The sequence below is a fragment of the Micromonospora sp. NPDC051925 genome, assembly GCF_044548625.1.
Taxonomy (GTDB): Bacteria; Actinomycetota; Actinomycetes; order Mycobacteriales; family Micromonosporaceae; genus Micromonospora.
This window is the reverse complement of sequence record NZ_JBIUCH010000026.1, coordinates 67,908-79,422: the sequence shown is the minus strand read 5'-3', so window position 1 is coordinate 79,422 and position 11,515 is coordinate 67,908. Positions and strand designations below refer to the sequence as shown.

14 protein-coding genes are annotated in these 11,515 nt (G+C 69.8%); 11 read left to right on the top strand and 3 right to left on the bottom strand.

The window, feature by feature from the left end; genetic code table 11:
* Window positions 1-27 precede the first annotated feature (27 nt).
* From ACIG87_RS28440 to ACIG87_RS28425, 4 genes are all read left to right on the top strand, one after another.
* Window positions 28-306, top strand: a complete 279-nt coding sequence (locus tag ACIG87_RS28440; protein WP_396854645.1) for a hypothetical protein — start codon at window positions 28-30, stop codon at window positions 304-306.
* Window positions 307-459: 153 nt separating this feature from the next.
* A complete protein-coding gene (locus ACIG87_RS28435) occupies window positions 460-1,857 on the top strand; it encodes a DUF4331 domain-containing protein (RefSeq protein WP_396854644.1) in 1,398 nt (465 codons plus the stop codon).
* Window positions 1,858-1,873: 16 nt separating this feature from the next.
* Window positions 1,874-2,221 carry a phospholipase gene (locus tag ACIG87_RS28430; protein WP_396854642.1) on the top strand — a complete coding sequence of 116 codons (348 nt, stop codon included), beginning with the start codon at window positions 1,874-1,876 and terminating at the stop codon, window positions 2,219-2,221.
* A gap of 475 nt (window positions 2,222-2,696) precedes the next feature.
* Window positions 2,697-2,954 carry a WhiB family transcriptional regulator gene (locus tag ACIG87_RS28425; protein ID WP_007455784.1) on the top strand — a complete coding sequence of 86 codons (258 nt, stop codon included), beginning with the start codon at window positions 2,697-2,699 and terminating at the stop codon, window positions 2,952-2,954.
* Between the two features lie 157 nt (window positions 2,955-3,111).
* Here the strand turns inward: ACIG87_RS28425 and ACIG87_RS28420 are convergent, their stop codons facing one another.
* Entirely contained in the window at window positions 3,112-3,561 is a 450-nt protein-coding gene (locus ACIG87_RS28420) for a metallopeptidase family protein (protein WP_396854640.1), read from the bottom strand.
* Between the two features lie 155 nt (window positions 3,562-3,716).
* Between ACIG87_RS28420 and ACIG87_RS28415 the strand changes: the two genes are divergently transcribed.
* Window positions 3,717-4,088 (top strand): DUF3499 domain-containing protein, encoded by a 372-nt coding sequence (locus ACIG87_RS28415; protein ID WP_396854638.1) that lies wholly within the window; start codon window positions 3,717-3,719, stop codon window positions 4,086-4,088.
* 177 nt (window positions 4,089-4,265) lie between these two features.
* Here ACIG87_RS28415 and ACIG87_RS28410 read toward each other — a convergent pair whose 3' ends face one another.
* Window positions 4,266-5,612: an aspartate aminotransferase family protein gene (locus ACIG87_RS28410; protein ID WP_396854636.1), complete on the bottom strand. Its 1,347-nt coding sequence runs from the start codon at window positions 5,610-5,612 to the stop codon at window positions 4,266-4,268.
* A 579-nt stretch (window positions 5,613-6,191) separates the two neighbouring features.
* Between ACIG87_RS28410 and ACIG87_RS28405 the strand changes: the two genes are divergently transcribed.
* From ACIG87_RS28405 to ACIG87_RS28395, 3 genes are read left to right on the top strand one after another with little or no spacing between them, the layout of a single operon-like run.
* Complete coding sequence (locus ACIG87_RS28405; RefSeq protein WP_396854673.1) at window positions 6,192-6,959, top strand: Scr1 family TA system antitoxin-like transcriptional regulator; 768 nt, start codon at window positions 6,192-6,194, stop codon at window positions 6,957-6,959.
* Window positions 6,950-7,132 (top strand): DUF397 domain-containing protein, encoded by a 183-nt coding sequence (locus tag ACIG87_RS28400; RefSeq protein WP_396854634.1) that lies wholly within the window; start codon window positions 6,950-6,952, stop codon window positions 7,130-7,132. The genes ACIG87_RS28405 and ACIG87_RS28400 overlap by 10 nt, the downstream gene beginning before the upstream one ends.
* A 20-nt stretch (window positions 7,133-7,152) precedes the next feature.
* Entirely contained in the window at window positions 7,153-7,329 is a 177-nt protein-coding gene (locus tag ACIG87_RS28395; RefSeq protein WP_396854671.1) for a DUF397 domain-containing protein, read from the top strand.
* Between the two features lie 170 nt (window positions 7,330-7,499).
* Here the strand turns inward: ACIG87_RS28395 and ACIG87_RS28390 are convergent, their stop codons facing one another.
* Entirely contained in the window at window positions 7,500-8,012 is a 513-nt protein-coding gene (locus tag ACIG87_RS28390) for an Lrp/AsnC family transcriptional regulator (RefSeq protein ID WP_396854633.1), read from the bottom strand.
* 207 nt (window positions 8,013-8,219) lie between these two features.
* On the opposite strand from ACIG87_RS28390, the gene ACIG87_RS28385 reads away from it, so the two are divergent.
* The 3 genes from ACIG87_RS28385 to ACIG87_RS28375 are packed head-to-tail and all read left to right on the top strand — an operon-like array spanning window position 8,220 to window position 11,469.
* Entirely contained in the window at window positions 8,220-9,404 is a 1,185-nt protein-coding gene (locus tag ACIG87_RS28385) for an extracellular solute-binding protein (RefSeq protein ID WP_396854631.1), read from the top strand.
* Window positions 9,405-9,409: 5 nt separating this feature from the next.
* A complete protein-coding gene (locus ACIG87_RS28380) occupies window positions 9,410-10,561 on the top strand; it encodes an ABC transporter ATP-binding protein (protein ID WP_396854669.1) in 1,152 nt (383 codons plus the stop codon).
* Window positions 10,558-11,469, top strand: coding sequence for an ABC transporter permease (locus ACIG87_RS28375; RefSeq protein WP_396854629.1), 912 nt, complete (start codon window positions 10,558-10,560; stop codon window positions 11,467-11,469). Before ACIG87_RS28380 ends, ACIG87_RS28375 begins: the two co-directional genes overlap by 4 nt.
* Window positions 11,470-11,515 lie beyond the last annotated feature (46 nt).

The following is an 11,515-nucleotide window of genomic DNA, read 5'->3' as shown; positions in this document are numbered from 1 at the left end:
CACGCGCCGCCGGAGGAAAGGTTCCCCATGACGAGCGAAGTGCGGAAGCGTTCCTGGCCCCGTCTGACCCGCCGCCAGACACTGACCGCCGCGGCGAGCGCCACGCTGGGCGCGGCTGCCCTGACCGTGACCGGCGTGTCGGCCGCGCAGAACTCCCCCTCGACCACGAGCGCGGAGGGCCCGATCGTGGTCCACCTGCGGGACGCCAAGTCCGGGACGATGGACGTCTTCGTCGGCACGTCCCGGATCGAGGTACGCGACCGAGGGCTGGCGGACCGACTGCGACGTGCCGCCGGGCGGGGCTGACCTGCCCGCTCCGCCGGGCGGGGCTGACCTGCCCGCTGCCGTCGGGCGGGATTGACCCGCCCGCGTTTCTTCCCCTTCACCGCCAGGCGCAGGCTCTCGGCGCCCGGTTCGTCATGCCCTGATTCCTCATGATTCCGCAAAGGTTGGTCCGCCATGTCGTCCCACCGCGAAGCACCGGAAATAAGCAAGGACCCGGTCGCCGACAGCTCCGACCTGTACGCCTTCGTCAGCCCCGACCGGCCGGACTCGGTGACGCTGATCGCCAACTACGTGCCGTTGCAGCTCCCCTCGGGCGGCCCGAACTTCTTCGAGTTCGGCGACGACGTGCGGTACGAGATCCATATCGACAACGACGGTGACGGCCATCCCGACGTGACCTACCGGTTCGAATTCCGTACCGAGATCACGAACGAGAACAGTTTTCTCTACAACACCGGGCCGATCGAGTCGCTGGACAGCAAGAACTGGAACCGGCGGCAGTTCTACAAGCTGACCCGGGTGACCGACGGCAGGGAGCACGTGCTCGCGCACAAGCTGCCCTGCCCGCCGTGCAACGTCGGGCCGCTGTCCATCCCCAAGTACAACGATCTGGTCCGGCAGGCGACGTACAAGCTGTCCACGGGGGAGAAGGTGTTCGCCGGGCAGCGCGCGGACGGCTTCTTCGTCGACCTGGGCGCGATCTTCGACCTGGGCACGCTCCGACCGTTCCAGCAGTTGCACGTGGCTGGCAAGAAGCTGTTCCGGGCCGAGGGCGAGCCGGTCAACGCGGTGGACCGGATGAACGTGCACAGCATCGCGGTGCAGGTGCCGCTGAGCAAGGTGCGCCGCAAGGCCAACCGGTACGGCGCGAGCGACCGGGCCTCGACGATCGGGGTGTGGACGACGGCCTCCCGGCAGCAGGTGCGGGTGCTCGGCGACAAGGTCGCGGCGGACACCGCCGCCGGCCCGTGGACCCAGGTGTCCCGACTGGGCAATCCGTTGTTCAACGAGGTCATCGTGCCGATGTCCAAGAAGGACCTGTGGAACACGTTGCCCCCGACCGAGGACAAGCGGTTCGCCCGGTTCGTCGAGCAGCCGGAGCTGGCCGCTCTGCTGCCGGTGCTCTATCCGGGCGTCTTCCCCAACCTGGACGCGCTCAACAAGTCCAAGAAGGCGCGGGCCGACCTGGTGGCCATCCTGCTCACCGGCATTCCGTCCGGGCTGATCGACGGCTTCACCAACCTCACCGGTGACGTGCAGGCCGACATGCTGCGGCTGAACACCGCGATCAAGCCGAGCAGCAAGCCGAACCAGTTCGGTCTGCTCGGGGGCGACCTGGCCGGCTTCCCCAATGGTCGACGGGTCGCCGACGACGTGGTGAGCATCGCCCTGCGGGCGGTGGCCGGGGTCACCGTTCCGCTGGTGGACAAGAAGTTCACCCCGGACGCGGCGGCCGGCGCGGTCACCCCCGGGCTGAGCGCCGCCGACGTGACGGCGCCCTTCCTGCGGGACTTCCCCTTCCTCGGCACGCCGTACGACGGGTTCAACAACCCGCCCGCGGCGAGTTCCTGACCGGACGGAGGTCGGCGTGAACGGACACCACCACCATCACCAGTACGGGCCGACGGAGAGCGGCACGGTGATGCTCGACGTCGGTGGCGAGACCGGTGCTCTGATCATCTACACCGGGCGCGACCAGCACGGCCGGGAGATCGAGATCAGCCGGGTCGACCAGGGCGGCGCGGTGCGTACGCACTCCGCCGTACGGGAGCGGATCGTCCGGGACGGGGTGTTCCACAGTGCGGTCTACCCGGACCTGACGGCGGGTCTGTATACCGTCTGGTGGGACGAGGAGACGTCCGCCGGGACGATTTCCGTCAACGGTGGGGCGATCGCCGAATTCGTCTGGCCGAGCAGCCCACCACGGTTGGCCTAGCACCGCAGCGGCCGTACCGACCCTCGCGCCCCGTCCACATTGTGGACGGGGCGCTGTCGTCGTTCACGGCCCGACGGGCGGTCCGGACCGAACCGGGTTAGCCTGTCCCCCACCATGCTCATGATCTTGGCGGGTCGACCGGTCCGAGCGTCCGTCGGCGTGCCCCGGCGGCGTCCGGGGCGGCGACGCCACAGCAGAAATCTGGGGCAACTCGCCGGAGAGGGCGTTACTCGCCCGGGGTCTGAATCGATAGGGCAGGTTGCGAGGGCCGGGTGGTCCGGGTGACCGTCCGGTGGCGTGTCGGGAGGGCGACTCCATTATCAAGTTCGGCTTGACGGCGCACGCATTACACGCGTGTAATTTCGATGGGGTTGTTCGCGCGGAACGCAGCAAATAGGGACCGGACGGACAAGCACGCCTTTCGCGTGGGGGGTTGCAGCGGCGGTGACGTCGGTGCGCGACAAGGAGGCATCTGATGGACGGCCAGCTTGAAGTGGCCGACCTGCTCGGAAACGCGCCGGAGTGGCAGGAGCGGGCGCTGTGCTCGCAGACCGACCCGGAAGCGTTCTTTCCCGAGAAGGGCGGCTCGACCCGCGAGGCGAAACGGATCTGTTCGCGGTGTGAGGTCAAGACGGAGTGCCTCGAATACGCTCTCGGCCACGACGAGCGGTTCGGCATCTGGGGAGGGCTCTCCGAGCGGGAGCGGCGCAAGCTCAAGCGGCGGGCCGCCTGAGTCGAAGGGTCGAGTCGGGGTGGTGGGGGCCGCCCGGCTCGGGCCCGACGAGGTCACGGGGGTGACCGGCGTCGGGGTGGCGGTGCGGGTCACCGACCTGCGGGTCGGTGGCCCGGGTCGCGAGGTGTTCGGTGTCGGTCCGGGACAGCGGCGCCGGTCAGGTCAGTTCGTCCGGGTCCACCCCGAGCAGGTTCGCCACCTGCTCGATGATCACGTCATGAACCAGGTCGGCCAGGTCCTCGCGGTCCATCGCGCGGAACTCCAACGGCCGGCGGTAGAGCACGATCCGGGGCGGCACCTCCTGCCGACCCGGACGGCCGGGCAGCAGCCGGGCCAGTGGCACCTCGCCGTCCTCCAGGACGTCGGAGTCGTAGACGTTCAGGTCCGGCGGGACGTCCTCGACGGCGAACTCGACCCCGGCCAGCTCCTTGGCGAACCGGCGTTCCAGCGTCTCCACGGTGTCCAGCACCAGGTCGTCGAAGACCTCGGCCTTGGTCCGGGCCAGCGGTACGGTGGCCGGCACCAGCCGCCCGCGCAGGCCACGCCCGTGGCGGTCGCGGTGGTTGCGCCGGCCGGAGCCGGGGCGGCGGTGTTCCGGGCTCGTCATGAGGCAAAGGGTAGCCCTCGGGACGACCCGGCTCGCGGCAGCGTGTGCTGACGGGCGCGGCGGGACGCACCAGGTGCGAATTGTGATCACGGTGATGGGCGTGTCGCAAAGCGAACCGGTGCGCCGGACCCGGTAATGGGGATACCCTGCCGCACGTGAGGTCCCCACGGCGCTGCTCCCGTAACGCCTGCCCCCGGCAAGCGGTCGCCACCCTGACCTATGTTTACAACGAGTCGACCGCCGTGGTGGGCCCATTGGCGGCATTCGCCGAGCCGCACACGTACGACCTGTGCGAGCAGCATGCCCGGAGCCTGACCGCCCCCCGGGGCTGGGACGTGGTCCGGCACGAGGGCGAGTTCGAGCCGCCACCACCCACCACCGACGACCTGGTCGCCCTGGCCGAGGCCGTCCGCGAGGCGGCCCGCCCGGTCGCCCCCCGCCCACCCCAGGACGACCACGACCCACACCCCCAGAACCCCCCCACCGGCCGCCGAGGCCACCTCCGAGTAATCCCCCCCAACCACTAACCCCCCACCCCCACCCCCACCCCCACCCCCCTGCGCCCCCGCCCCCACCCTCGCTGGCGTTCGGTGATCAAGAGGTTTGCGCGGTTTTTGATCTCCAACCTGACGCAAACCTCTTGATCACCGAGCGCCAGGCGGGGGTGGGGGGAGGGGTGGGGGTGGGGGTGGGGAGGGTGGGGGTTATAGGCGGGACCAGGCTTCGGTTAGTACGGTGCGGAGGATTTGTTCCATCTCGTCGAACTGGTCCTGCTCGGCGGTGAGTGGCGGGGCTAGCTGTACCACGGGGTCGCCCCGGTCGTCGGCGCGGCAGTAGAGCCCGGCGGCGAAGAGCGCCGACGACAGGAAGCCGCGTAGCAGCCGCTCCGACTCGGCCTCGTCGAAGGTGGCCTTCGTCGCCTTGTCCTTGACCAGCTCGATGCCGTAGAAGTAGCCGTCACCCCGGATGTCGCCGACGATCGGCAGGTCGGTGAGCTTCTCCAGGGTGGACCGGAAGGCGTCCTCGTGGGCGCGGACGTGGCCGACCAGGTCCTCCCGGGCGAACACCTCCAGGTTGGCCAGGGCCACCGCGCAGGAGACCGGGTGGCCGCCGAAGGTCACCCCGTGGGCGAACATGCCGGTCTCGGTGAGGAACGGCGCCATCAGCCGGTCGCTGGCGATCATCGCGCCGAGCGGGGCGTAGCCGGAGGTGATGCCCTTGGCGGTGGTGATGATGTCGGGCTGGTAGCCGTACCGGACGGCGCCGAAGTACTCGCCGAGCCGGCCCCAGGAGCAGATCACTTCGTCGGAGACGAGCAGCACGTCGTACGCGTCGCAGATCTCGCGTACCCGCGCGAAGTAGCCGGGCGGCGGCGGGAAGCAGCCGCCGGAGTTCTGCACCGGCTCCAGGAACACCGCCGCGACCGTGTCCGGCCCCTCCCGCTCGATGGCCCGGCCGATCTCCTCGGCGGCCCAGCGGCCGAACGCCTCGGGCGAGTCACCGTGCTCGGGGGCCCGGTAGAAGTTGGTGTTCGGCACCTTGATGCCGCCGGGCACCAGCGGCTCGAAGTCGGTCTTGATGCCGGGCAGCCCGGTGATCGACAGCGCGCCCATCGAGGTGCCGTGATAGGCCAGGTACCGGCTGACCACCTTGTGCTTGTTGGGCTTGCCGGTGCGCTTGAAGTAGGCGCGGGCCAGCTTCCACGCCGCCTCGACGGCCTCCGAGCCGCCGGTGGTGAAGAAGACCCGGTTCAGGTCGCCGGGGGTCAGCGAGGCGATCCTCTCGGCCAGTTCGATCGCCTTCGGGTGCGCGTACGACCAGAGCGGGAAGTACGCCAGCTCGCCGGCCTGCTTGGCGGCGGCCTCGGCCAGTTCGGTACGCCCGTGCCCGGCGTTGACGACGAACAACCCGGCGAGCCCGTCCAGGTAGCGACGACCCTGCGAGTCCCAGACGTACGTGCCCTCGCCGCGCACGATGGTGGGCACCTCACCGGCGGAGTAGCTGGCCATCCGGGTGAAGTGCATCCAGAGGTGGTCGGTGGCGTCGGCCATGTCAGCCTCATTTGGTCCTGGGCCGGATCAGGGGTGGCACCGGCCGCTCTGCCCACGGTTATCCCACAGCCTGACCGCGAAATGCAAGCCCACTTCGCCTTCGAGGCGACGGATTCAGCGCGACGGTGGGTAGTTGGCAACGGAATCCGCACACGCCTTGCGGCGGTGCGACCGACTCGATCTCTGCCGGGTCCATGACCGACTCAACATCGGCCAGGTTGCGGTATCCGGGCCACGGGACACCGCAACCTCGGCCCACCGGAGTAGACCAAGCGAGGCTGCGGGCCGCGCATGGGGCGTCCGGGTCGCGGGATGCTGCTACTACGGACCACGGGGGTGGACGAAGCGAGCCTGCGGGCTGGACGGTGGCGTCCGGGGCGTGGGGCAGCGCTACTCCGGTACCCCGGAGTGGTCCGGGTGGGAGGGGTGGACCGGGGTGGGGCATTTCCGGGGCACTTCCGGTGCACCTCGGGGGCTTTCGGAGAGGTCCCGGGTCGACACGCCGATGACGGGCGGACATCGACACGCACTGTCGCTAGGGTGCGCCGGATCGTGTCGATCGGGCGGGAGGAACTGCCGGTGAACGAGGTGCTTCGCGTAGCGATGGCCGAGCGTGGGGAGACCGTCGAGTCCCTCGCGCACCAGGTCGGTGTCGATCCGAAGACGGCTGGCCGTTGGCTCAGCGCCGGGCGGGTGCCGCATCCCCGGACCCGGGTCGCGGTGGCCGGGATTCTCGGTCGGGAACCCGCCGAACTCTGGCCCGAGCCCTACCGTCGCCGCGACCTGCCCTGGTTCCGCCCGTGGGCAGAGCTGGAGCAGGACGCCGCGTCGATCCGCTCGTACCAGTCATTGCTCGTGCCGGGCCTGCTCCAGACCGAGGAGTACGCCCGAGCGGTGTTGGGGACCGGCGGCCTGCTCCCGCCTGACGAGGTTGCGCAACTGGTGGGCGGGCGGTTGGAGCGACAGGTCCTGCTCGACCGTGACCCTCCGGCCCAGTTGGTCTTCGTGATCGACGAGGCGGTGCTACACCGAGTGGTCGGCGACCGCGTGACCATGGCCGGACAGGTGGCCCACTTGGCGGCCGTCGCCGGGCGGGAGCACGTGCAGGTGCGGGTAATTCCGCTCGGTGGACCCTGGCACACCGGTCTGGCCGGGCCGTTCATGCTGGCTCGGCTGCCCGACGGCAGCGAACTGGCCTATCTGGACAACCAGCTCCGTGGCGAGATGGTGACCGAGAGCGCCGACATTGCTAGCCTGGGTAGAAGGTGGGAGAGCGTGGCCGGCGAGGCGCTGCCCGCTCGTCGATCGAACGAGCTGATCCGGGAAGCGGTGGAGAGATGGACGTGATCGAGCCCCGCTGGCGGACCGCCAGCCGCAGCAGCAACAACGGCGGCGACTGCATCGAGGTGGCGGACAATCTGCCGGGTCGGGTGCTGGTGCGGGACAGCAAGGACCGGGCCGGCGGCACGCTGAGCTTCACCCCCGAGATCTGGCGCACCTTCGTCGCCGCTCAGAAGTGAGTGCCGCTGCTGTGGACGTGATCGAGCCCCGCTGGTGTACGGCTACCCGGAGCAGCAGCAACGGCGGCGACTGTGTCGAGGTGGCCGGCAATCTGGCGGGTCGGGTGCTGGTGCGGGACAGCAAGGACCGGGCCGGTGGCACGTTGAGCTTCACCCCCGATGCCTGGCGCGCCTTCGTCGCCGCCACCTCCCGCTGAACGCTCTTCACCCCGGCCGGCTCCGTACGCCGCCCCGTCGAGCGTGCCACCTTCCGTCCGACGAGGCTGCATGATCGACTCCATGTCGGCCACGTTGCGGTGTCCGGGTGTGCGGATACCGCTACCTCGGCCCACGGGAGTGGATCACGGTGGGCCGCAGGGGGCGAGGCTCAGGCCGTACCCCAGGTGTAGGTCTGTTTGCGCAGCTTGAGGTAGACGAACGCCTCGGTGGCGAGCACCCCGGGCACCGACCGCAGCCGTTGCAGGATCTCCAGCAGGTGGGCGTCGTTGCGGCAGACCACCTCGGCCAGCAGGTCGAACGAGCCGGCGGTGATCACCACGTAGTCGATCTCGTCGAATTCGGCGAGCCGGTCGGCGACCGTCTCCAGGTCGCCGTCGGTGCGTAGGCCGATCATGGCCTGCCGGGGGAAGCCGAGTTGGAGCGGGTCGGTCACCGCGACGATCTGCATCACCCCGGCGTCGAGCAGCCGCTGCACCCGTTGGCGCACCGCCGCCTCGGAGAGCCCGACCGCCTTGCCGATGGTCGCGTACGGTCGGCGGCCGTCCTCCTGCAACTGCTCGATGATCTGCTTCGCCACGTCGTCCAACAGTGCGTGGCTGGCACCGTCACGTACCGTGACACGCCGTCCGCCGGTGCCGGTCTCCTGCTGACGGGTCGTCATCCGTCGCTCCCCATGTCCGTTGCCGAGCTGAGCCTAGTGCCACCGGGCAGTCTGGCGTAATTCGTCGTCGGAGGCTATTCCCGCAACGGAATCCCTTGTGGGGTCGGTCACCTCATGTCACGATCAGTCGTCCTAGGCCCTGACCCCTCCCGCCGGCGCCGCAACCCCGTCCCCGCCGCCGACGGACGACCCCTTAGGAGTCGTCACATGCGTGTTCCCCACCGGTCCCTCACCCGGCGTGGACTGCTCACCGGCACCCTCGGATCGGCCGCCCTGATCGCCGCAGGCGGTAGCCTCGCCGGCTGCGGCACCAAGGCCGCGACCCAGACCGAGGCGGGCTGCCAGAGCGACGACCTGTCCACCACGGAGAAGACTCTCGCCTTCTCCAACTGGCCGCAGTACATGGACGTGGACGAGAAGGACGAGTCGAAGCGCCCCAGCCTCGACGCGTTCGTCGCCGCCAGCGGCATCAAGGTCACCTATACCGAGGACATCAACGACAACAACGAGTTCTTCGGCAAGGTGCAGAACCAGCTGGCCAGCTGCCAGAGCACCGGACGGGACATCATCGTCGTCACCGACTGGATGGCCGCCCGGATGATCCGGCTCGGCTGGATCCAGAAGCTCGACCCGGCGAAGCTGCCGAACGTGGCGGCCAACCTGCTGCCGTCCCTGCGTGGCCGCTCCTTCGACCCGGAGAACCGGATCTCCATCCCGTGGCAGTCCGGCCTCGCCGGGCTGGCCTACAACGGCAGCGTGACCGGGGAGATCCGGACCGTCGACGAGTTGCTCACCCGTCCCGACCTCAAGGGCAAGGTGACCGCCCTGTCGGAGATGCGGGACACCATGGGCCTGCTGCTCCAGTCGAACGGGCACGACCCGGCGAACTTCACGGCCGCCCAGTTCGACGACGCGCTCAACAAGCTCCGCAAGGCCGTCGAATCCCAACAGATCCGCAAGTTCACCGGCAACGACTACGCCCCCGACCTGGCCAAGGGTGACATCGCCGCGTGCGTCGGCTGGTCCGGCGACGTGATCCAGTTGGCCGGCGACAACCCCAAGGTCAAGTTCGTCGCGCCGGACTCGGGGGTGATGCTGTTCAGCGACAACATGCTGGTGCCGAACAAGGCCACCCACCGGGGCAACGCCGAAGCGCTGATCGACTACTACTACCAACCGGCGGTGGCCGCGAAACTCGCCGCGGCCGTCAACTACATCTGCCCGGTCAAGGGCGCCCAGGCGGAGATGGAGAAGATCGACCCGGAGCTGGCCGCCAACCCGCTGGTCTTCCCGGACGACGCCCTGCTGGCGAAGTCCAAGGTCTTCATGGCCCTGGACGAGAAGCAGGAGAAAGAGTACGAGTCCAAGTTCCAGCAGGTCATCGGCGCGTGATCGGGATGGCCCACGAGTCACCCGCCGGCGATCTTCGGCTGGCCCACCTGACCAAGCGGTTCGGCGTCTTCACCGCCGTCGACGACCTCAGCCTGACCGTCCCGCAGGGCTCCTTCTTCGCCCTGCTCGGGGCGTCCGGCTGCGGCAAGACGACCACCCTGCGGATGATCGCCGGCCTGGAGGAGCCCACCAGCGGGCAGGTGCTCCTCGGCGACCGGGACATCGCCCGGCTGCGGCCGTACAAACGGCCGGTCAACACGGTCTTCCAGAGCTACGCGCTCTTCCCGCACCTGGACATCGCCGAGAACGTGGCCTTCGGACTGCGGCGGCGGGGCATCCGCAGGGTCGACGACCAGGTCCGGCGGATGCTGTCGCTGGTGCAGCTCGACGGCTACGGCCGGCGTCGCCCGGCTCAGCTCTCCGGCGGCCAGCAGCAGCGGGTCGCGCTGGCCCGCGCCCTGATCAACCACCCGCAGGTGCTGCTGCTCGACGAGCCGCTCGGCGCGCTCGACCTGAAGCTGCGCCGGCAGATGCAGATCGAGCTGAAGCGCATCCAGACCGAGGTCGGCATCACCTTCGTGCACGTCACCCACGACCAGGAGGAGGCCATGACGATGGCCGACACGGTCGCGGTGATGAACGCCGGGCGGATCGAGCAGCTCGGCGCACCGGCCGACCTCTACGAGTATCCGGCCACCGCGTTCGTGGCGAGCTTCCTCGGCCAGTCCAACCTGCTCGCCGCCGAGGCCGCCGGCCCGGCCGGGTCCGAGGTGCCGGTCACCGCGCACGGCACCCGCTTCTCGGTGCCCGCCGGCCGCGCCCGCTCCGACCGGGGCCCCGTCTACCTGGGGGTACGTCCCGAGAAGCTGCACCTGGTCGACACCGCCGACCAGGTGCCCGCCGGCCACCAGCACGTCGCGGGCGTGGTCACCGACGCCTCCTACGTGGGGGTGAGCACCCAGTACCTGGTGCGTACCGGGTGGGGCAGCGAACTGTCCGCGTTCGCGGCGAACAGCGGCGTCGGCGGGCAGCACCCGGTCGGCGCGTCGGTGGTGGCCCACTGGAACCCTCGGCACGCCTTCCTGCTGCCCCGCGTACCGGGCCAGGACGACCGCACCGCCGGGCTGCTCGACGCGCCGGTCGGAACACCGTCGTGACCGCGCTGGCGCACGTCTCCGGCGGATCCCCACCGGCGGCGACACCGCCGCCGCCCCGGCGCGGGCGGCACCGGCTGCTGCCGTACCTGCTGTTGCTGCCCGGCGCGGCCTGGCTGCTCGTGTTCTTCGTCGTGCCGCTGCTCCAACTCGCCGCCGCCAGCCTCTACGACCCGACCGGTTCGCTCTCCACCGGGTACGTGCTGACCTGGGCGTTCGGCAACTACCCGGACGCGTTGCAGGCGTACTGGCCGCAGTTCGCCCGGTCGTTCGGCTACGCCGGGGCCGCGCTGGTGCTGGCCCTGCTGATGGGCTACCCGCTGGCGTACGCGATCGCGCAGAAGGCCGGCCGGTGGAAGAACCTGCTGCTGGTCTGCGTGGTCGCCCCGATGTTCACCAGCTTCCTGGTGCGCACCCTGGCCTGGAAGACCATCCTGTCGGACAACGGGGCCCTGGTCGGGCTGCTGCGCGACGTACACCTGCTCGGCCCGGACGGCCGCCTGCTCGCCACCCCGGTCGCGGTGGTGCTCGGGTTGACGTACAACTTCCTGCCCTTCCTGGTGCTGCCGCTGTACGCGAGCCTGGAACGGCTCGACTACCGGCTGCTGGAGGCGGCCAGCGACCTGTACGCCAGCCCGCTGCACGCCTTCCGGAAGGTCACCCTGCCGCTGTCGATGCCCGGCCTGATCGCCGGCACCCTGCTCTTCTTCATCCCGGCGACCGGCGACTACATCAACGCCGAACTGCTCGGCACCCCCAACGAGTACATGATCGGCAACGTCATCGACTCGGCGTTCCTGGTCCGGCTCGACTACCCGCAGGGCGCCGCCCTGTCGTTCCTGCTGATGGCGGCGATCCTCGCAGTGGTCTTCGGCTACCTGCGCCGCGCCGGCACGGAAGAGGTGCTCTGATGAGCGCGAGGAGTGCAGCGAAGCGGAGCCCCGCAGTCGCGAGTGA

Bases quoted from the DNA above. Each gene is read 5' to 3' on its own strand.
- ACIG87_RS28380 (WP_396854669.1), top strand. From the start codon at position 9,410: ATGGCCCACGAGTCACCCGCCGGCGATCTTCGGCTGGCCCACCTGACC.
- ACIG87_RS28385 (WP_396854631.1), top strand. From the start codon at position 8,220: ATGCGTGTTCCCCACCGGTCCCTCACCCGGCGTGGACTGCTCACCGGC.
- ACIG87_RS28425 (WP_007455784.1), top strand. From the start codon at position 2,697: ATGGACGGCCAGCTTGAAGTGGCCGACCTGCTCGGAAACGCGCCGGAG.
- ACIG87_RS28440 (WP_396854645.1), top strand. From the start codon at position 28: ATGACGAGCGAAGTGCGGAAGCGTTCCTGGCCCCGTCTGACCCGCCGC.
- ACIG87_RS28410 (WP_396854636.1), bottom strand. From the start codon at position 5,612: ATGGCCGACGCCACCGACCACCTCTGGATGCACTTCACCCGGATGGCC.
- ACIG87_RS28435 (WP_396854644.1), top strand. From the start codon at position 460: ATGTCGTCCCACCGCGAAGCACCGGAAATAAGCAAGGACCCGGTCGCC.
- ACIG87_RS28400 (WP_396854634.1), top strand. From the start codon at position 6,950: ATGGACGTGATCGAGCCCCGCTGGCGGACCGCCAGCCGCAGCAGCAAC.
- ACIG87_RS28420 (WP_396854640.1), bottom strand. From the start codon at position 3,561: ATGACGAGCCCGGAACACCGCCGCCCCGGCTCCGGCCGGCGCAACCAC.
- ACIG87_RS28390 (WP_396854633.1), bottom strand. From the start codon at position 8,012: ATGACGACCCGTCAGCAGGAGACCGGCACCGGCGGACGGCGTGTCACG.